The 17,863-nt window shown below is 35.7% G+C and carries 25 protein-coding genes and 2 pseudogenes; 19 read left to right on the plus strand and 8 right to left on the minus strand.

What is annotated here, in order from left to right; genetic code table 11:
- Positions 1-99: 99 nt before the first annotated feature.
- The gene (locus tag AC6CHR_RS06195; protein WP_498247662.1) at positions 100-1,065 is read right to left on the minus strand and encodes a hypothetical protein; all 966 of its coding nucleotides are present in this window, start codon (positions 1,063-1,065) and stop codon (positions 100-102) included.
- Between the two features lie 721 nt (positions 1,066-1,786).
- On the opposite strand from AC6CHR_RS06195, the gene AC6CHR_RS06200 reads away from it, so the two are divergent.
- From AC6CHR_RS06200 to AC6CHR_RS06260, 13 genes and pseudogenes are all read left to right on the plus strand, one after another.
- Positions 1,787-2,353 carry a nitroreductase family protein gene (locus tag AC6CHR_RS06200; protein ID WP_498247663.1) on the plus strand — a complete coding sequence of 189 codons (567 nt, stop codon included), beginning with the start codon at positions 1,787-1,789 and terminating at the stop codon, positions 2,351-2,353.
- Positions 2,354-2,553: 200 nt separating this feature from the next.
- Positions 2,554-2,814 carry a hypothetical protein gene (locus AC6CHR_RS06205; RefSeq protein ID WP_498247664.1) on the plus strand — a complete coding sequence of 87 codons (261 nt, stop codon included), beginning with the start codon at positions 2,554-2,556 and terminating at the stop codon, positions 2,812-2,814.
- Between the two features lie 1,164 nt (positions 2,815-3,978).
- The gene (locus tag AC6CHR_RS06210; RefSeq protein WP_498247665.1) at positions 3,979-4,239 is read left to right on the plus strand and encodes a metal-sensitive transcriptional regulator; all 261 of its coding nucleotides are present in this window, start codon (positions 3,979-3,981) and stop codon (positions 4,237-4,239) included.
- 84 nt (positions 4,240-4,323) lie between these two features.
- A pseudogene (locus AC6CHR_RS06215) lies at positions 4,324-4,544 on the plus strand (sulfurtransferase TusA family protein).
- A gap of 63 nt (positions 4,545-4,607) precedes the next feature.
- Entirely contained in the window at positions 4,608-5,087 is a 480-nt protein-coding gene (locus tag AC6CHR_RS06220; protein ID WP_498247667.1) for a DsrE/DsrF/DrsH-like family protein, read from the plus strand.
- 92 nt (positions 5,088-5,179) lie between these two features.
- Positions 5,180-5,482, plus strand: a complete 303-nt coding sequence (locus tag AC6CHR_RS06225; RefSeq protein ID WP_498247837.1) for a rhodanese-like domain-containing protein — start codon at positions 5,180-5,182, stop codon at positions 5,480-5,482.
- Positions 5,483-5,494: 12 nt separating this feature from the next.
- A complete protein-coding gene (locus AC6CHR_RS06230; protein ID WP_498247669.1) occupies positions 5,495-5,785 on the plus strand; it encodes a rhodanese-like domain-containing protein in 291 nt (96 codons plus the stop codon).
- Between the two features lie 57 nt (positions 5,786-5,842).
- Positions 5,843-6,418: a sulfurtransferase TusA family protein gene (locus AC6CHR_RS06235; protein ID WP_498247670.1), complete on the plus strand. Its 576-nt coding sequence runs from the start codon at positions 5,843-5,845 to the stop codon at positions 6,416-6,418.
- Positions 6,419-6,444: 26 nt separating this feature from the next.
- Positions 6,445-6,678 (plus strand): glutaredoxin family protein, encoded by a 234-nt coding sequence (locus AC6CHR_RS06240; protein ID WP_498247672.1) that lies wholly within the window; start codon positions 6,445-6,447, stop codon positions 6,676-6,678.
- Positions 6,679-6,705: 27 nt separating this feature from the next.
- Positions 6,706-7,100, plus strand: a pseudogene (locus AC6CHR_RS06245) (DsrE/DsrF/DrsH-like family protein).
- A gap of 57 nt (positions 7,101-7,157) precedes the next feature.
- A complete protein-coding gene (locus AC6CHR_RS06250) occupies positions 7,158-8,282 on the plus strand; it encodes an MBL fold metallo-hydrolase (RefSeq protein ID WP_498247674.1) in 1,125 nt (374 codons plus the stop codon).
- Between the two features lie 113 nt (positions 8,283-8,395).
- On the plus strand, positions 8,396-8,623 hold the full coding sequence (locus AC6CHR_RS06255; protein WP_498247676.1) for a sulfurtransferase TusA family protein: 228 nt from the start codon (positions 8,396-8,398) through the stop codon (positions 8,621-8,623).
- Positions 8,624-8,679: 56 nt separating this feature from the next.
- Positions 8,680-9,459, plus strand: a complete 780-nt coding sequence (locus AC6CHR_RS06260) for a sulfite exporter TauE/SafE family protein (RefSeq protein WP_498247678.1) — start codon at positions 8,680-8,682, stop codon at positions 9,457-9,459.
- Between the two features lie 114 nt (positions 9,460-9,573).
- Here the strand turns inward: AC6CHR_RS06260 and AC6CHR_RS06265 are convergent, their stop codons facing one another.
- The 6 genes from AC6CHR_RS06265 to AC6CHR_RS06290 form a co-directional block, all read right to left on the minus strand.
- Complete coding sequence (locus AC6CHR_RS06265; RefSeq protein ID WP_498247838.1) at positions 9,574-10,161, minus strand: cupin domain-containing protein; 588 nt, start codon at positions 10,159-10,161, stop codon at positions 9,574-9,576.
- A 376-nt stretch (positions 10,162-10,537) separates the two neighbouring features.
- Entirely contained in the window at positions 10,538-10,900 is a 363-nt protein-coding gene (locus AC6CHR_RS06270) for a tyrosine-type recombinase/integrase (RefSeq protein WP_498247680.1), read from the minus strand.
- Between the two features lie 6 nt (positions 10,901-10,906).
- Complete coding sequence (locus AC6CHR_RS06275) at positions 10,907-11,491, minus strand: tyrosine-type recombinase/integrase (protein WP_498247839.1); 585 nt, start codon at positions 11,489-11,491, stop codon at positions 10,907-10,909.
- A 5-nt stretch (positions 11,492-11,496) separates the two neighbouring features.
- On the minus strand, positions 11,497-11,664 hold the full coding sequence (locus AC6CHR_RS06280) for an Arm DNA-binding domain-containing protein (protein ID WP_498247682.1): 168 nt from the start codon (positions 11,662-11,664) through the stop codon (positions 11,497-11,499).
- A gap of 86 nt (positions 11,665-11,750) precedes the next feature.
- On the minus strand, positions 11,751-12,134 hold the full coding sequence (locus AC6CHR_RS06285; RefSeq protein ID WP_498247684.1) for a DUF771 domain-containing protein: 384 nt from the start codon (positions 12,132-12,134) through the stop codon (positions 11,751-11,753).
- 744 nt (positions 12,135-12,878) lie between these two features.
- The gene (locus AC6CHR_RS06290; protein WP_498247686.1) at positions 12,879-13,289 is read right to left on the minus strand and encodes an Lrp/AsnC family transcriptional regulator; all 411 of its coding nucleotides are present in this window, start codon (positions 13,287-13,289) and stop codon (positions 12,879-12,881) included.
- A 131-nt stretch (positions 13,290-13,420) separates the two neighbouring features.
- On the opposite strand from AC6CHR_RS06290, the gene AC6CHR_RS06295 reads away from it, so the two are divergent.
- Positions 13,421-14,182 (plus strand): MBL fold metallo-hydrolase, encoded by a 762-nt coding sequence (locus AC6CHR_RS06295; protein ID WP_498247688.1) that lies wholly within the window; start codon positions 13,421-13,423, stop codon positions 14,180-14,182.
- Between the two features lie 93 nt (positions 14,183-14,275).
- On the opposite strand, the gene AC6CHR_RS06300 is transcribed toward AC6CHR_RS06295, so the two are convergent.
- Complete coding sequence (locus AC6CHR_RS06300) at positions 14,276-14,446, minus strand: hypothetical protein (protein WP_498247840.1); 171 nt, start codon at positions 14,444-14,446, stop codon at positions 14,276-14,278.
- Between the two features lie 667 nt (positions 14,447-15,113).
- Here AC6CHR_RS06300 and AC6CHR_RS06305 point away from each other — a divergent pair.
- From AC6CHR_RS06305 to copZ, 5 genes are all read left to right on the plus strand, one after another.
- Complete coding sequence (locus AC6CHR_RS06305) at positions 15,114-15,509, plus strand: SIR2 family NAD-dependent protein deacylase (protein WP_498247690.1); 396 nt, start codon at positions 15,114-15,116, stop codon at positions 15,507-15,509.
- Positions 15,510-15,584: 75 nt separating this feature from the next.
- Positions 15,585-15,992 carry a hypothetical protein gene (locus AC6CHR_RS06310; protein ID WP_498247692.1) on the plus strand — a complete coding sequence of 136 codons (408 nt, stop codon included), beginning with the start codon at positions 15,585-15,587 and terminating at the stop codon, positions 15,990-15,992.
- A gap of 80 nt (positions 15,993-16,072) precedes the next feature.
- A complete protein-coding gene (locus AC6CHR_RS06315; protein ID WP_498247694.1) occupies positions 16,073-16,918 on the plus strand; it encodes an SIR2 family NAD-dependent protein deacylase in 846 nt (281 codons plus the stop codon).
- 294 nt (positions 16,919-17,212) lie between these two features.
- A complete protein-coding gene (locus tag AC6CHR_RS06320; protein ID WP_498247696.1) occupies positions 17,213-17,545 on the plus strand; it encodes a metal-sensitive transcriptional regulator in 333 nt (110 codons plus the stop codon).
- A gap of 74 nt (positions 17,546-17,619) precedes the next feature.
- Positions 17,620-17,826, plus strand: coding sequence for a copper chaperone CopZ (gene copZ, locus AC6CHR_RS06325; RefSeq protein ID WP_498247841.1), 207 nt, complete (start codon positions 17,620-17,622; stop codon positions 17,824-17,826).
- Positions 17,827-17,863: the final 37 nt, after the last annotated feature.

Raw genomic sequence — 17,863 nt, forward strand, 5'->3', positions numbered from 1 at the left:
TTTAGTTCGTTTTTAGAAAGATGACCATGTAAAAAGAATTCCTAATGTATGAGTGTTCAACCGCCGGCTTCTTAGGCGTTGTACCCAAACGAATTCTTCTCACACCTCTTTGCGCATCACTTTTTTGCGGTCATGCAACACCATCAGGATAACCATTGCCATCATAACTCCCAAGACGCTACCTGCCTCGTTGGTCAACACTTGTGCAATTGGGTACTCTGGGGCAGGCTGTGCATCTGGCCGAGTGGCGGATAAGAGGTTAAAAAGGTTATAAGAGAACAGCATTCCTGAGGAAATCCATGCTGCAGCCATAGGAGGCAGAAACCTCTTCGATCCACGGCGGGTGGTCAATACCAATAACCCCCACGCTCCCGCGAAAGCCCAAACCCCGGTACTTAAACTTAATAGGTGCCACCATACATCGCGGTCATCTAACATGGACGGATTGATGCCAAAAGTTCCACCTGCTGCCCAGAACACCTTAATAAATCCTAGCAGAATACAACCAGCCGAGACAAGCCTAGCTAAGGTGATTTGCAGCTTCTGGCTGTTTCCAGGAAGTAAGTCGATGTCGTCGATCGGACCGGAAAATGCTTCTGGCCAACGTGACTGAGCGTATCCCGCTAATGCTAAAGGTAGGCAGATGCCGACCCCAATAAGTGAAACCATGACGAAGATCTGCTCATAGACCCAAACGTTGGTAGCTCCCGCCTGCTGATCGCGTATCATAGCAGCAGGACCAAGCACCGGTGCAAGTAGCAGCATTGGAATAAGTAACCCAGTACCAACCCAGACGGGCAAAGCGACCAACCAAGCGGGCAGCCGCTCACCCCATGGCATACTGAACGCTAACGCTAACAGAATACCAACCGCAGCAAGAACCATGGTAACGGCGTTTGCAGTGCGCCAACTTGGATCGCCCATTTGTTCAGTTGGCATGAAGAGACCGAAAGTCCAGGCGATCTTGATTAACAAATAAGGTGTTACTGCAATAGCAGCACCAAAACCCCAAAGTCTACGTTTCCTCATCAATTGTGAAATATGTTGCTTTTCCATTCCTGTCATAAGGTCACCTCAGCGGCCAGGTCAGTGAGGTCAAAAATCTCGACATCTAAAATGAATAGTGGGTTTCCAATGAAACGTGCATTTTTATTCTTATTAATAACCATAAATAAACACCCCTTAGTTACTTGATAAATCCAAAATACAGGTGCAAAACAATCAATTGTAAATAAATGTTTATCCGAAAATCAACTCTTATTTGGAGATTTTTTTAAACAAACAGCTCGGAAGAATGATAGTTAATAATATAAATTTAACATGATATTCCAATTAGAAGTTCCTATACACTAAAAATAGTGATAAAAGAAAAAAGGTTGCCACCATTAACCTCCATCTACTATCAGTTGTTCTTTATTAAACCTGTCACGCTAGCCATCCATGCAGCAGAAAGATAGTCGCTGCACCACAGAGAATGAACATTTATCATCGTTAGTGGAAAGAATATTAACTTATGAGTTCAAATGACGTCTTATGTCAATCCGCTAAAAATAGTGCGAATTCTGTTCATTATTTACCTTGGCTTTATCTAATAATCCTGTCAAATCAACACAAATAATAGCGTTTCAGGTATGACGAGATTTGGACTGATAATTGGATGTTATTTAATGTTTTGTACTCGAAAACCGAAGCCATTATTGAAAAACAGAGTTCGTTTTATTTGATTCGAACGATCATAATACGTAAACTGTTATTGAAGGAAAATAATGTATGAGGATGGATACTAATGAGTGAACTAGAAATAAAGCAATTTCGTCAAGCCGACCATGACATTGATCAAGTTTATTTAAATCGCTGGTCTCCACGTTCTTATCTAGAAAAAGAAGTGCCAGAAGAGGTACTAATGCGAGTATTTGAAGCTGCACGTTGGGCACCTTCCGCGAATAATTTGCAACCGTGGCGGTTCATTATTGCTCGAACGAAAGAAGACCGGGAACAATTTCATTCCTTTATCAATGATGGGAATCGTCTATGGTGTGAAAAAGCTCCAGTATTAGCCGTCCTCATCTCAGATCAAGAAGATCCAGTACATACATTTGACGCTGGTACGGCTTGGGGTTACTTATCTTTACAAGCTAATAGAGAAGGATTAATCACTCATGCAATGGGTGGATTCCAAAGAGAAAAAGCACGTGAAGTGTTACATATCCCAGATAACTATGATGTGCAAGTAGTTATAGCCATTGGATACCAAGGAGAAAAGGACGCATTGCCAGAAAACTTTCAAACTCGCGAGCAACCATCAATCCGTAGAGCGTTAAAAGAATCGATAATTGAAGGTAAGTTTAAATAAGAACGAGAAAACTCCCGTCTAAAAAATGATGGGAGTTTTCATTTATTTTTCGAAAATAGTAATAAAGAATTTACTTATAAGCAAATAATAAAGATACTTTATTTCTCCTTAAAGAACAAATTGATTCGAATTATAGTGGGTAAATTCCTTTTTCTTGGACAAACTTAATTTGTCAAAATAAAAGCAAGGAGGAATTAAATTTGGAAAACAATATCAAACAGAAAATGGAACTCATATGGAACAAAACGTGTGGTACATGGGAAAACAGTACTGAGGAAAACATTCAGTCTTTCCTATCGCAGTGCACGGAAAATAGCATAGACCCACAATATTGTATGAGTTGGGTAGAGCAACATAGCAACCAAATCCCTAATTGGTCTGCAGTTTCGAAGGAATCTCTTGCTTGGATAAATGAACATACTTCAACTGGTTCACCAATTAGTGGACACGAACCTCAGTAAAAAGAGAGTAATACGATCCTTTTAACTGAGGTTTATATAACTCAAGGTCTTTAACTATTGTACTCATGGCGAGAATAGTGAAATATGTTATTAAGTGTAAGTAAATAATGTACTACAATTTTAAATGAAATTGTTCGTGGGAATGATAAAAATCCTAATTTTTAGTAATGTGAAGAGTGGCTTTTTAGAGATGTCAGTTCGACCCCGAACACCGGTATCTTTAGAAAAAAACGAGTTTATATTAGAAATGATAAAACACTCATAAATGTTGATAAATCAACGTTAATGAGTGTTTTTTGATTTTTAAAAACATTTTTCAGACAACGATTCTCTTATAAAAAATTAGCTAGTTTTTTATGTGTAATCAGGCTTGTTTGTGAAGAACACTTACAAAGAATTTATTTAAAGTATAATATAAGTTGTGAAGAAATGCACTTAAAGTAACGATCAAAATGAGATAAGAATATTGTCACTCCTTAATACGTAGTAGAGTGCATCGACAAAAGTATTGTATGAAAAAATAGAAGAAGGAGATGTAAAACAGTTTATATCTCGTTCTGTTGACGATATACCATAGGGGGTATATAATATTAATGGTTAGTTGCTCCTGGGTGCTAAGGAGAGTGAAAGTGTATTGATGAATCTTGTTTTTATTTTATTATGTATGCCTATCTTAATAGGTATTTATAAAAGATACGTTCCTGTTCTATGTATGTCCTATTTTGATATAAGTGATATAAATAAGGAAAGTTATAAGGTTATATTAGATATTAAGGATTACAACGTTGCTTATAAACACCAAATGAAATAAGCAATTAACATTCCAGTTGCTTATTTGAATAGATTTTATAATGAAATTCCATATGAAACAGTACACTTATATGTTCAAATGCTCTGGAAAAAAACGTTGGAACTCGAATTTTACGAAAAAAGGGTTCAAAGCAGTCAGTTACTCGTTACTTTCTCAAGAAGTTTGTAATGAGAGGTATAAGTTAAAGCGAAAAGGTATAGAGAATTTATGTGTGAGTGGACTAGAAATAAAATAATCTAAACAAGTTGACAATATACCCAGGTGGGTATATAATCGATTTATCGAATCACAAAAACCTAGGTTCATTACTTTATTTGAATCAGGAAATCTTTATCTAATATGGAGGTGCCACTATGGAATATGATGTTAAGACAAAGAATCGTTTAAAACGCATTGAAGGTCAAATCAGAGGCATTTTGAGAATGATGGAAGAGGACAAAGATTGCAAGGACATCATTACCCAATTGTCTGCTAGTAGAACAGCAATTGATCGTACAATTGGTGTTTTAGTGAGTGCCAATTTAATAGAATGTGTTAGAAAAGCAGAAGAAAATGGGGAAAGCAGCGATGAGTTGGTAAAAGAGGCTGTTAACATGCTTGTAAAAAGCAGATAACAAAGGGTTGACATCCTTTTTTATTTAGAATATCATATACCCATACGGGTATTGGTAAAAACGAAAATTGAGGAGGAAATATAAATGAACGTAGCCAAAGTTTTAGACACGCAAAAAATCTAGCATGTCCAATGCCTATTGTTAAAACAAAGAAGGCCATAAATGAAATTGAAACAGGTCAAGGCCTAGAAGTTCATACAACAGATAAAGGTGCTAAGAGTGACTTAACTGCTTGGGCAAAATCAACTGGACATGAATTACTTGACTGTAAACAAGAGAACGATGTATTTATCTTCCAACTTTAGAAAGATTAAATTTTTTTAAACACAAACATACCCTATGTGGTATTAAATCGAGGAGGAATTAGAATGTCAGAGAAAAAGAAAACAACGATTGTTCTATTTAGCGGAGATTATGATAAAGCAATGGCAGCCTATATTATTGCAAATGGAGCAGCGGCTTACGATCATGAGGTAACCATTTTTCATACATTCTGGGGATTAAACGCTCTTAGAAAAGACGCACAAGTAGCAGTAAAAAAAGGATTCCTAGAAAAAATGTTCGGCAAAATGATGCCTCGTGGTGCTGATAATATGGGGCTTTCTAACATGAACTTTGCAGGAATGGGACCTAAAATGATTAAGCATGTGATGAAAAAGCATAATGCTATGCCACTTCCACAACTAATAGAAATGGCACAAGAACAAGATGTGAAGTTGATTGCATGTACAATGACAATGGATCTACTTGGATTACAAAAAGAAGAGTTAATTGATGGGCTTGATTACGCTGGAGTTGCTGCATACATTGGTGACGCAGAAGAAGGAAATGTAAACTTATTTATCTAGTAGCTATTAGAACAGGAGGTCATTCCTTGAATATCTTTAGTGCTGATACGCTGATTATTTCTTTAGTTATACTTTTTATTTCCCTACGTTTTATGCCTGTGAAGGGTGTAAAACAGGTCAATACAACTCAATTAAAAGGTTTATTGAAAGAGAAGGGGTTTCAATTTGTTGATGTACGTACACAAGGTGAATTTGGTCAATACCATATTCCAGGCTTTAAAAATATTCCGTTACATCAACTCTCACAAAAGGCAAGCACTTTGAAAAAGGATAAAGAAGTTGTCGTTATTTGCCAAAGTGGTATGAGAAGCAAGAAAGCAAGTAAAGTATTAAAAAAACAAGGATTTAAACAAATTACGAATGTAAAAGGTGGCGTAAGCACCTGGAGAGGATAGGGGGTATAAACAATGAGAAAATATACAACAACACAAGTTCAAGATTTACTTGGTGAAGAGTTGAATGTGATTGATGTGCGTGAAGTAGAAGAGGTAGCACAAGGGAAAATTCCTGGTGCAGTAAATATTCCACTAGGATTATTGGAATTTCGTATGCATGAATTAGATAAATCAGAAGAATATATTATGGTGTGTCGTTCAGGAGGAAGAAGTGCACAAGCATCAATATTTCTCGAAAGTCACGGTTTCAATGTGATTAACATGACAGGTGGAATGCTGGCATGGGAAGGGCAAATCGAATAAAATTTTTTAGATGAAAATATACCCTGGTGGGTAATTAAAATTTGGGGGTTGTATAACATGGAAATGATAAAAACAGATGTTATTTTAGATGCAAAAAATCTAGCATGTCCAATGCCGATTGTAAAGACGAAAAAAGCCATGAATAACCTAGAGGCTGGGCAAGTCATAGAAGTTCAAGCAACGGATAAAGGGTCTAAGGCAGATATTAAAGCATGGTCAGAAAGTTCAGGACATCATTATTTGGGAACACTCGAAGAAGGCGATGTATTAAAGCATTATCTTCGTAAAGCAAGTGAAGAAGAAAAGTTAGAAAAGAAGCATCCTCATGTCGTAAGCAACGATGAGTTAGATCAAAAACTTTCATCCAATGAAGAATTGATTGTGCTAGATGTTAGGGAACATGCCGAATACGTATTTAGTCACATTCCAAAGGCAAAATCAATTCCACTTGGTGAGTTGGAGAATCGATTAAACGAATTAAATCCTGAAACTCCAATTTATATCGTATGTAGAACTGGTAATCGTAGTGATTTAGCAGCACAAAAACTAACGGAAAAAGGATTTACAAAAGTAATAAATGTTGTTCCAGGTATGAGTAAATGGGTAGGTCAAACTGAAAAAGTAATAGATTAGTTGTTTAAAAGGAGGAGAAGTATGAAATGAAAAACAGTGTTACCGTTTATACGACTTCAACTTGTCCTTACTGTGATATGATGAAGAATTTCTTAAAGGATATCAATATTCTATTTAATGAAGTGAATGTACAGAAAAACCTTGCTGCTGCAAATAAATTAGTGGCAACAACGGGTCAACTGGGAGTTCCACAAACGGAAGTGAACGGGAAATGGGTGTTAGGATTTGATTCGAATACTCTAATGAGTTTACTAAAATAACTTAAAATGTATTAGGAGGAATCTTAGATGACAAAAAAAGTAGCGATTATGCAAGTAATGGCGGATTGTTTGATGCGTATAAAGGATTCAACATTGCGACGGCTGCTGCAGCTACAGGTCAAGAAGTGGCCATTTTCTTTACCTTTGAAGGATTGAATCTGATTCATAAAGAAGGGTATCGACAACTACCAATGCCAGAGGGAAAAGAACAGTTTGTAGAAGGCTTTACAAAAGCAAATGTTCCTTCTATTCCAGAATTAGTGGATATGGCTAAAGAAATGGGTGTAACGTTCATTGGATGTCAGATGACAATGGATGTTATGGGATTAGAAAAAGATGCGTTTATAGATGGTATTGAGGTTGGGGGAGCCGTAACGTTCCTTGAGTTTGCGAAAGATGCTGATGTAACATTAACATTATAACTATAAATTATTATCTAATATTTTTTTAACTAAAATTATACCACTGGGGGTATTTGGATGAGTATAAGAGAAATGACTGCAAAAGAAATAACACAGAAAGTAATTAACCAAGAGGTATTTATTTTAGATGTTCGAAATGAAGATGCTTTTAGTGATTGGAAAATTGAAGGATCAAACTTTGATTATTTAAATGTACCTTATTTCGATTTATTAGATGGTGTGGAGGGTATCTTGGATCAACTTCCATTAGACAAAGAAATTCTAGTTGTTTGTGCCAAAGAGGGTTCATCTGTCATGGTTGCTGACATGCTTTCTGAAGAGGGGTTGAATGTTGCCTATCTAAAAGGTGGTATGAAGGCATGGAGCGAACACTTAGAGCCTATTAAAGTAGGGGACTTAAAAGACGGTGGAGAAATTTATCAATTTGTTCGTATTGGAAAAGGTTGTCTATCTTACATGGTCGTTTCAAATGGTGAGGCTGCCATTATTGATGCTACAAGAATGACAGATATTTATACTGAGTTTGCTGAAAGGATTGGTGCAAGGATAACACATGTATTTGATACACATTTACATGCGGATCACATTTCAGGTGGTAGAGTAATAGCCGAAAAAACAAATGGAACGTACTGGTTACCGCCAAAAGATGCAACAGATGTTACATTTGAGTATCAACCATTAGAAGGTGGTACTGATGTATCCATTGGTAGCACAACTATCAATATTCATGCTTTATATTCTCCAGGTCACACGATTGGTTCAACGTCTGTTGTTGTCGATGAAAAGTTCTTACTTTCAGGTGATATTTTATTCATTGATTCTATCGGTAGACCAGATTTAGCAGGTATGGCAGAAGATTGGGTAGCCGATTTACGAGAGAGTCTTTACACACGTTATAGAGAATTATCAGAGGAACTTGTTGTTCTTCCAGCCCATTTTATGATAATTGACGAATTAAATGAAGACGGTAGTGTTTCTGCAAAATTAGGTACTCTATTTACTCAAAACCATGGGTTAAACATTGAAGACGAAAACGAGTTTAGAAAATTAGTAACGGAAAATTTACCGCCACAACCAAATGCTTACCAAGAAATCCGTGAAACGAACATGGGGAAAATCAGTCCAGATGATGAAAAACAACGTGAGATGGAAATTGGTCCAAACCGTTGTGCTGTTCGATAAAAAAGAAATTTCTGAAAGTAAGGGTATAGTTAGACTTTTATTATCCCTATTACCTTAACTTATATAGTTTTTGAGAGTACAAATAAACTAAATTTATTAGGAGGAATTTTAAGATGAACGTAACAAAAGTATTAGACGCAAAAAATCTAGCATGTCCAATGCCGATTGTAAAAACTAAAAAGGCAATCAATGAATTAGAAGCAGGGGAAGTTTTAGAAATTCATGCAACAGATAAAGGGGCAAAAAGTGATCTTGCTGCATGGGCAAAGTCAGGTGGTCATGAGTTGCTAAAAGATTCAGAAGATAATGGTGTACTAAAGTTCTGGATTAAAAAAGGCTAAAAAATAATGAAGGGGACCAATAGGGTTCCCTTTTATAGTATAGGAGGTAAAACGAAATGGATTTACTATTTATCATAACTATCTTTCTGATAGGTTTCATTGGTTCATATATATCCGGTATGGTTGGTATAGGTGGATCAATCATAAAATATCCAATGTTACTCTATATCCCTCCATTATTTGGATTAGCAGCGTTTAGTGCACATGAAGTTTCAGGAATCAGTGCGGTACAAGTGTTTTTTGCAACGCTTGGTGGGGTATGGGCTTACCGTAAAGGTGGATATTTAAATAAGACACTTATCACCTTTATGGGAGTAAGTATTTTAATTGGTAGTTTTATAGGAAGTTATGGTTCGCGGATGATGTCTGGAGAAATCATAAACCTTGTTTATGGTATTTTAGCATTACTTGCAGCCATTATGATGTTCCTACCGAAAAAAGGAAGAGAGGATATACCACCTGATCAAGTTACATTCAATAAATGGTTGGCAGCATTATTTGCCTTTATTGTAGGTATAGGGGCAGGTATCGTTGGGGCAGCAGGGGCCTTTCTATTGGTCCCAATTATGTTAGTTATTTTAAAGTTACCAACACGTGTGACGATTGCATCCTCATTAGCCATTACATTCATCTCATCAATTGGTGCTACAGTTGGAAAAATATCAACTGGGCAGGTAGAATTTCTACCAGCATTTATCATGGTTATAGCGAGTTTAATTGCTTCTCCATTGGGAGCAAAAATGGGGCAGAAAGTAAATACAAAACTCCTGCAAAGGATATTAGCACTGTTAATTTTGGGTACTTCAATTAAGATTTGGTTGGATATTCTTAGTTAAGAAGTTTAATTGAAATTAAAGGGAGACTCGGTCAAAGGGTTTCCCTATTTTGGATAAATTAACAAACCGTGGGAGAAGCAATTAAACCTCTTTTAATATCCTCTAAATATCATTTTACCGTCCAGGGCTTTGAACATGGCCTTCCTCTGCAGCCAATGCCTCTGCTTTAGTAACATGAACAGTACCAAATGGATGATTTGGAGGAGCATATATCGAGTAAAGTTTAAGTGGAACATTGCCTGTATTGGTTAGATTGTGCCATGTACCAGCAGGAATCATTATTGCAGAATCATCATAGACATTCTTTTTAAAGTTTAAATTATATTTACTGTTTCCCATTTGAACAATTCCCTGACCCTGTTCAATGCGTAAGAATTGATCAACGTTAGGATGCATTTCTAAACCAATGTCTTGACCAACATCGATACTCATTAAAGTAACTTGTAAATGTAGTCCCGTCCATAAAGCAGTACGGTACGTATTGTTTTTCTTCGTGACTTCATTGATATTAACAACAAATGGTTTTGTTCCATAATCTGTTAAAGAAATTCCTGCATGATTGTTGAAAGAGCCTAAATCAGATCTGTTTACAGACCCTATAACATTAGGAGTAGTCCATGGAACATAGTGTCTTTCATAATTATACTTTGGACCAAAATAGTATGGATTTTGGTACGGATAAACATAAGGAACATGGTACATTCTTCTCAATCCCTTCACAATTCTTTGTGAAATTATCCTATGCATTTAGATAAGGGAGTGTACTGAAATCTAAGGTTTCCTATGTTAAAGTGTTTTCCCGACTATAATACTTACTTATTACTCTAGGAGGGGGAGGAGTTAGTCAGAATTCACCATTTATCATGAAGAAAAATGGAGATAACAAAATGTATTAAAAAACTCTATTAAAATAAAAATGCTCAATAGTGATTTTTTTATCAGAATGTTTCAACAACCAGACCTTTTCCAAAGAAACATTGATATATTAAACATCGTTTGTTGCATAGTACAACCATACTATGCAATAAAATGATTTTTTCAACAAAGAGTGGTTCTATGAATTGTGATATATGTAAGCTCAGAGATAGTCTCTGAACCCACATATTCTCAAAAGTTTTTTAATCGTCAGTTTCTCCTCTTCCTCCCGTAGTTCTTTAAGCACGTGAGAATAGTGCTTATAAGTCGTTTCGATAGTGCTATGTCCCAAACGCTCGCTTACGTAATTAATATCAACTTTCCTATATAATAGGACACTTGCATGAGTGTGTCTTAAGCCATGCATGGTAATTGAATCGATACCAAGTTCTTGTAAGGTTTTTTTTTGTAGGAGCTTCTTGGCTTTGGTGTTGCTAATTACTCTGTATTTGGACTCTGGGCTATAAAAGACTAATCCATAAAGATTAGGTGTTACTTTCTCGAAAAGTCTTCTAAATGAGTTCATTGTCTTTTAATCTAGTATGATTGTACGGATGGATGCTTCATTTTTCGTCGGACCGAACCCTTCAGGATGTCTTTTGGCACAACCCCATGTTTTGTTAACGATTATTGTGTTGTTTTTAAAGTCAAAATCCTTTCTCGTCAATCCCACTAACTCTCCAAACCTCGCACCAGAAGTCAATCCTACTAGAATTAAATAATAACCTAGTCCTTCACCTAACAAGCTATATATCACTTCTAGTAATCTTTTAGTTTCAAAATAATTTAAATGCTTTTCTTCTGGCTTCTTCGCAGGATTGCTCCAGGTTAATACGGCTTTTCTTGTGAAATCATGCAGGATAATTTGCTCTTCAATCGCATCCTGAACGCATGATCGAATATGGATATTCACTTTTTCAACAGTTTCTTTAGCCTTATCAGCTCCAAAGTTATTTAAAAAAAGCTGGTAATCATGGCGTTTGATTTCCTGGAGTGGTTTTCCGCCAAAATATTCTTTAATCACTCTAGACGTATAATCGTAATGGAGTTTGGTGGTTTTTGTTAAATTAGATTTATAGAGTGTCATCCATTTTTCAAAATATTCATCAAAAGGCATTTGCTTCAATGTGGTAAAATACCTTTTGCTAAATTCGCCTCAATTTCTGCTGCTGCAATTTGTGCTTCCTTTTTGGTTTTGAATCCACCTTTTCTATTCAGCTTCGATGCTCCGTTCACCATATGACTTACAGTGAATTGATAGGTTTTACCCCGTTTTTGTATACTTGCCATTCTATGATGTCACCTTTCTTATTGTCTGGGGTTTAACCAAGCACGGTATAGAGGGTGTGCTTGGTATTACCATATGTTAGTAGTTTTTATGCAAAAATCCGATCAAAGTTTACATCTAAGAACTTTGCCATTTTTGATGCTTGAAATGACCATGTTTGTCCTTTGCTTTTTGGATAGAATACAAATCCACCGTTCTCCGCATCTAGTACTTTCTTGAAACGTGTTTGATAAAGGATATTTTCTTTGATCCATTCGCTTTTACTATTCACTCGTTTTTCGAGATCTTTCATAGACCAGTAGATGCCTGTTAACTGAAGTTTTTTCAATTCTTGTAGCTCAACTCTAGATATAATTACGCTGTCTGCAGGTACAGTGATGTTTATATTAACTGAAAGTGATTGAACATAACTCGATTCCTTTTGATGGTGGAAAAGATGCTTACTTTGCTTTTCTTGATAGACAGTTGCCATATTATTCACCTCCTGGTTGAAAAATGTTTATCAAAATACTTGGTTATCGGTAGAATAATAGATATTATTTGGGCCAAATAATGGAAATGTTTATGATGTGAAAAAGTAAACAGCTTAAGTATTTATAGTAATATTGAATTAATAGATTGGAAAATTTGCTGGGGGTAAGGAGATATAGAGAGGTAATTTAAGAAAAAACATACTTGTATAATCCAAGTACCCACTCATGAAAACTCAATAACTCATATTGCAGCATTCGGTCAAGTTTATTGAGTAAAACCTTAATTACGTAGTAGACAATTACTGCGCATTAGATATGTAACGGATAGCTTTATTTATACTATGAGTTGGGGGTGCTTATGATGGAATTGAAATAGAGTAGAAACACTACAAGTTACCTTGAATGGCTCTAAGCCTTTAAGGTTTTCTTTATGATTTTTAAGGTGAAAAGACCATAAGTAGCTTTTAAAATTATTACCACAAAGAACTAGTTGCAATTAAGGTTGAAAGGATAACTGATGTAAACTCGAACTTAAGGAAGTAACGAAGGCTTTTCTTGAATAATTAGAAACTTTTCTAATTCTATTAAAAAGGGATTTTTCTTTGAGTGACGAACTTTGATTTCCTCTAAACAATACACTACATTCAATAAGTAACATCAACTTAAAAGCCATCGTTCCTTCTTGGATTAATGCCTCCGTTTGTTTAACTGTATTCCTTCACAATATCGCATGTTTATTGATACTATTTGTTAATCACAATGGATAATTTATAGTTCACCAAATTGCTCAAACCTGTCAAGAATTCATCTAATATTTCATTGCCTGGGAATTTGCATTCGAGAAGGTAACATCTTTCTCCACTGACTTTGTAGTTGTTTATGACGAATTGAACATGTTCTTTTATAAACGACAGATAAGGTTGATCATTCGTGCTTTTCGTATAAATATGTATAATTGCGTGAACAATATACCCCATTTTTACTTGATTTACTTTAATGGTATACCCCTCAATAATCCCATTTCCCTCTAATTTTTCCACTCTAGCTGAAGTAGCCGGTCCAATAAAATGGACTTTTTCACGCAATTCTTTCATTGTAATCCTACTGTTCTTAGTTAGTTCCTTCAAGATATGCATATCTGTGTTATCTAACATTTATTTAACTTCTTTCATAAATAAAGTCAAACCGCCAAAAGACTTTACTTAATCTATGTATCTGTTAAGTGTCCATAGTGTAGACTATACATTGTTCAGATGAAATTTAAAAGATAAAGGGGTTAATATATATGAATATACATCAAATTCGTAATGCAACAATTGTCGTTGAATATGCGGGAAAGAAATTTTTAATCGATCCAATGTTATCAGAAAAAGGCACTTACCCGCCTTTCCCTTCATTAAGACAAAACAACTCAAATAATCCTTTAGTTAGTTTACCAATATCCATTGACGATATCATTCATAATGTTGATGCTGTTATTGTCACTCATCTACATTATGACCACTGGGATGATGCTGCTAAAGAAGCGCTGCCCAAAGAGATTAAAATATTTTCCCAAAATGAAGAAGATGCGAATGAAATTCGAAATGCAGGCTTCCAAAATGTAGAGGTTTTACAAGAGAATACAGTCTTTGAAGGAATCCAATTAATTAAAACAAAAGGTGAGCATGGAAGAGGCGAAATCCTAAAGGTTACTGGTCTAGTGTGCGGCGTTGTCTTCAAACACTCAAATGAGAAAACTTTATATGTAGCTGGAGATACTGTTTGGTATGAAGCTGTTCAGGAAGTAATTGAAACACAAAAACCAGAAATCATTGTTGTCAACGGCGGGGATGTTCAACTCTCTGAAGGTGGTTCTCTAATTATGGGGAAAGATGACATTTATGAAGTTTATAAAGCTGCTCCAGATGCAAAAATCATTTCTGTCCATATGGAAGCTGTCAATCATTGGACATTATCAAAAGAAGAATTAAAAAGCTTTATTAATGAAAAAGGAATCTCCTCGAAAGTTTTAGTACCTGAAGACGGAGAAACATATTCATTTTAAAGAATAGAGGAGACAGAAGTTGTAGTTTTAATTTTATAGGAGTGGAAAGACAATCATGTCAATTGAAACCAATTACGAATAAGTTCGTCGTTTTTATGAAGCACTTTTCCAAATAACCAATGTGTCTTCCTCTCTTAAAAAATCAAAAGCATCGTCTAGTCCGGTTCTTGATGATTTGTCTCCACTAGCATTGTCAGTGAAGATTTGTTGGCAACCGATTTGTGGTGTTGAATCCTTTAGTTGGATAAAGTTCTGTTCTTGAATAGAAACTCAGGTTAATTGTGAATCTTAATTATATTTTGTGCAGTTTCTAAGCATATTTATTTGTTCTGTAGTGATACAAGGAGCTCATGATTATTGATAATCATGAGCTCCTTAGCTATTTTTTGAACGAAATCTTCTAAAAGAGTAGACAGTATTGTGGAGAGGTATTTCACATCAATGATTATACATTGCTTCGGTATTACAGTTATGTGGAAAGATAACCAATTGGGAGAAAGCTTAGCGAAAAAATTAGAAAAGCACGAAGCACCTTTGGAACAATAAAAGGTCTAGGTTGTACCTGTGATGATCATTCAAAGTTAATTCTCAAGATCAATTAAATCTTTTTCTTAATAACCTTCTTGGATATGGAAATTATAGTATATATTTATCCATACAAGAGATTAAAGAACAGAATCCGTTGACTGCCACATGACAATATATGTTTACCTTATCTCTAAGATCAAATAAAAACAGCAAAAAGTGTATAAATCCTCAAATACTGTATTATACCCTTTTTGCTCCTTTAATTTTCTTGATTATGCTCTGACATTGCTCAGGTACTTCAAGATGCTGTGAAAGAGAAGGAAAAAACCGGTCAATGATCGGCCGGGGGATAATTGAAAGTTCCTAGATACAAATTAAATCATTAAAATGGAGGATGAAAATGATGTTATCACAACTATATCAAGTCAACATAGACACATTACTTGAAAAAATCGAAGCAGCGGACGCGATTGTGGTTGGTGGCGCTGCTGGGATGTCTGAGGCTATCGGACATAGTTTTTATCATACTGATGAAAAATTTCTGAAGCATTTTGGGAAATTTGCAGATAAATATGGTATTAAAAACCTTTTTGATGGCTTTTATTACCGTTTTTCTACAAGTGAAGAACGGTGGGCTTATCTTGCAACTGAAATCAAATTTATATATGATGCCGAAGCCGGTCGCCCTTACCTTGATTTATCGCAACTACTTCAAGGCAAAAACTATTTCATTGTTACAACGAATCAAGACGCACTGTTTTCCAAAACTTTCCCTGAAGAGAAAGTTTCCCCAATTTAAGGGGATTTGCGTTATTTTCAATGCAGCTCCCGTTGCCATGATCAGGTTTATTTTAATAAAGAGCGAGTCGAGAACATGTATGCAAACATAGATGGAACCAGAATTCCAACAGAGTTAATTCCATTATGTCCAAAGTGCGGGCAGGAAATGGAACCATGGGTGCGCTCTTATGTATTTCTAGAAGGCAGCTCTTACAGAAATGAATTAAGAAAATACAATGAGTTTCTTATTAAAAACAAAGATAAAAAGGTTCTCTTTCTGGAATTAGGTGTTGGCACAATGACACCGATGTTCATCAAAGAACCCTTCTGGAACATGACTTACAGTTGGCCGGATGCATACTACATTACCATCAATCCAAAGGATGCATTGTTGCCAAGGGAACTGAAGGATAAGGGACTCGCCATTCATGAAGATATTGCCGTGGTATTACAAGATGCATTGAACAAGAGAAAAAAAGAGATGTGGATATTGGATAAATAATGAGCAATACGGCTTCGCATTACACGAATTCAATAAGCAAAATAGATTCATTAAAATTTTGAAAAAAAATGGAGGTTTATATGGAAGAGAAGTATCAAGAAGTTTTAAGCAAAATCAAGAAGGCTGACAGCATTGTAATCGGCGCAAGTAACGGCCTCGCCATTTCGGAAGGGTATAATATTTTTGCTGAGGATTCGTCCTTTCTGGAACATTTTGGTGATTTTCGTGAAAAGTATGGTTTTCGTAGTATCCTACAGGGATCTTTTTATCCATATCCTTCCGAGGAAGAAAAGTGGGCATTTTTCAGCCGTATGTACGCCTACTTTTTAAACAACAAGGAAGCTAGTCCTGTTATGAAGAATCTTTATGAACTGGTGAAGGATAAAAATTATTTTGTGGTTACCTCTAATACAGATTCTCATTTTACACTGGCAGGATTTCAAAAGGAACGCCTTTTCGAAATAGAGGGCAATAGTCGGTATTTACAATGTTCTATTGGTTGCCATAATCGAATTTATCAAGGTGACGAAATATTGAGTAAAATGGCCCGAAACCAAGAGAATGGAAAAGTCCCTTCCGATCTGATTCCAAAGTGTCCTGAGTGTGGCGGTCCGATGCAAGTCCATGTCGAAGTCGATCGGAATTTTCTAAGAGGCCAGTCTTGGCAAGCCAGCTATCAAGCTTATCAGAGTTTTATCGATCAAGCCCATGGTAAAAAATTAGTTCTACTGGAATTAGGCGTAGGTGCCAGAAATCAATTGATTAAAGCTCCTTTTATGAATTTAACCAATAATGAAGAACATGCTACTTACATTACTTTTAATAGAGGCAGCGAGCTTTATATTCCAGATATCATTGCCGCTAAATCTATTGGTATCGACGGCAATATTGCGGAAGTATTACAACAATTAGTTCAGATGAAATAAGCTGATTCAGCTTACTAAGAAATAGAGGTGGAGATGAAAAATGTTTTTAGCGAAAATTTTTGAATGATCCTGTCTATCAACCAATCAAAAAGCCTTATGAACGATGGTATACATTCATGGAGGAAAAAGTAGAGTTTTGGCTGCACGATAGTGAATGGCGGCTGTTTTCCATGATTCCCGCCGCCAATATTATTGAAATGTAGAATTAAAAGGATTGAAGAAAAATCAATTTCTTTTTCTTTACATACCCTTCTGGGGTATGGTAAACTTTCATCAGGTTAGGGAGGTGAGGTTATGGAAAACTCAGTGAAGGTAGAAACTTGCCATACAGAAGATGGTACCTCTTGTCGAAAAAGTCATCATCCAGAGCGTGTAAAGAAGGATTTAACAACTAGATTAAATCGTATTGAAGGTCAAATTCGAGGAATCAAAGGAATGATAGACAAAGACGTATACTGTGATGATGTGATTACACAAATTTCTGCAACACAATCTGCACTAAACAGTGTTGCTAAAATTCTTTTGGAAGGTCATCTAAAAGGTTGTGTAGTAGATCGACTCTCAGAAGGTGATGATGAGGTCTTAGACGAATTACTAGTGACGTTTCAAAAGTTAATGAAAAAATAAAAAACTTTATCTTTTATATACCCTTACGGTGTATTTTAAACTAGAAAAAATATCATTTAAAGGAGAGAGAACACATAAAAAATGTAACAATAAACATAAAAGGAATGTCATGTGGACATTGTGTGAAGGCTATAGAAGGCAGTGTAGGTGAATTATCAGGTGTTAAACAAGTTAGTGTCAAATTAGATGAAGCTTTGATGGAAGTAGCCTTCAATGAAGCCCAAGTGTCCGTCGAAAAAATTAAAGAAACCATTGAAGATCAAGGATATGATGTAGAATAAGAGTGCTTTATAGCACTCTCTCATTTTCGTCAAAATA

This window comes from Metabacillus sp. GQ13, from assembly GCF_059758525.1.

Bases quoted from the DNA above. Each gene is read 5' to 3' on its own strand.
- AC6CHR_RS06195 (WP_498247662.1), bottom strand. From the start codon at position 1,065: ATGACAGGAATGGAAAAGCAACATATTTCACAATTGATGAGGAAACGT.
- AC6CHR_RS06200 (WP_498247663.1), top strand. From the start codon at position 1,787: ATGAGTGAACTAGAAATAAAGCAATTTCGTCAAGCCGACCATGACATT.
- AC6CHR_RS06210 (WP_498247665.1), top strand. From the start codon at position 3,979: ATGGAATATGATGTTAAGACAAAGAATCGTTTAAAACGCATTGAAGGT.
- AC6CHR_RS06220 (WP_498247667.1), top strand. From the start codon at position 4,608: ATGTCAGAGAAAAAGAAAACAACGATTGTTCTATTTAGCGGAGATTAT.
- AC6CHR_RS06225 (WP_498247837.1), top strand. From the start codon at position 5,180: ATGCCTGTGAAGGGTGTAAAACAGGTCAATACAACTCAATTAAAAGGT.
- AC6CHR_RS06230 (WP_498247669.1), top strand. From the start codon at position 5,495: ATGAGAAAATATACAACAACACAAGTTCAAGATTTACTTGGTGAAGAG.
- AC6CHR_RS06235 (WP_498247670.1), top strand. From the start codon at position 5,843: ATGGAAATGATAAAAACAGATGTTATTTTAGATGCAAAAAATCTAGCA.
- AC6CHR_RS06240 (WP_498247672.1), top strand. From the start codon at position 6,445: ATGAAAAACAGTGTTACCGTTTATACGACTTCAACTTGTCCTTACTGT.
- AC6CHR_RS06250 (WP_498247674.1), top strand. From the start codon at position 7,158: ATGAGTATAAGAGAAATGACTGCAAAAGAAATAACACAGAAAGTAATT.
- AC6CHR_RS06255 (WP_498247676.1), top strand. From the start codon at position 8,396: ATGAACGTAACAAAAGTATTAGACGCAAAAAATCTAGCATGTCCAATG.
- AC6CHR_RS06260 (WP_498247678.1), top strand. From the start codon at position 8,680: ATGGATTTACTATTTATCATAACTATCTTTCTGATAGGTTTCATTGGT.
- AC6CHR_RS06265 (WP_498247838.1), bottom strand. From the start codon at position 10,161: ATGTACCATGTTCCTTATGTTTATCCGTACCAAAATCCATACTATTTT.
- AC6CHR_RS06270 (WP_498247680.1), bottom strand. From the start codon at position 10,900: ATGAACTCATTTAGAAGACTTTTCGAGAAAGTAACACCTAATCTTTAT.
- AC6CHR_RS06275 (WP_498247839.1), bottom strand. From the start codon at position 11,491: ATGCCTTTTGATGAATATTTTGAAAAATGGATGACACTCTATAAATCT.
- AC6CHR_RS06280 (WP_498247682.1), bottom strand. From the start codon at position 11,664: ATGGCAAGTATACAAAAACGGGGTAAAACCTATCAATTCACTGTAAGT.
- AC6CHR_RS06285 (WP_498247684.1), bottom strand. From the start codon at position 12,134: ATGGCAACTGTCTATCAAGAAAAGCAAAGTAAGCATCTTTTCCACCAT.
- AC6CHR_RS06290 (WP_498247686.1), bottom strand. From the start codon at position 13,289: ATGTTAGATAACACAGATATGCATATCTTGAAGGAACTAACTAAGAAC.
- AC6CHR_RS06295 (WP_498247688.1), top strand. From the start codon at position 13,421: ATGAATATACATCAAATTCGTAATGCAACAATTGTCGTTGAATATGCG.
- AC6CHR_RS06305 (WP_498247690.1), top strand. From the start codon at position 15,114: ATGTTATCACAACTATATCAAGTCAACATAGACACATTACTTGAAAAA.
- AC6CHR_RS06310 (WP_498247692.1), top strand. From the start codon at position 15,585: ATGTATGCAAACATAGATGGAACCAGAATTCCAACAGAGTTAATTCCA.
- AC6CHR_RS06315 (WP_498247694.1), top strand. From the start codon at position 16,073: ATGGAAGAGAAGTATCAAGAAGTTTTAAGCAAAATCAAGAAGGCTGAC.
- AC6CHR_RS06320 (WP_498247696.1), top strand. From the start codon at position 17,213: ATGGAAAACTCAGTGAAGGTAGAAACTTGCCATACAGAAGATGGTACC.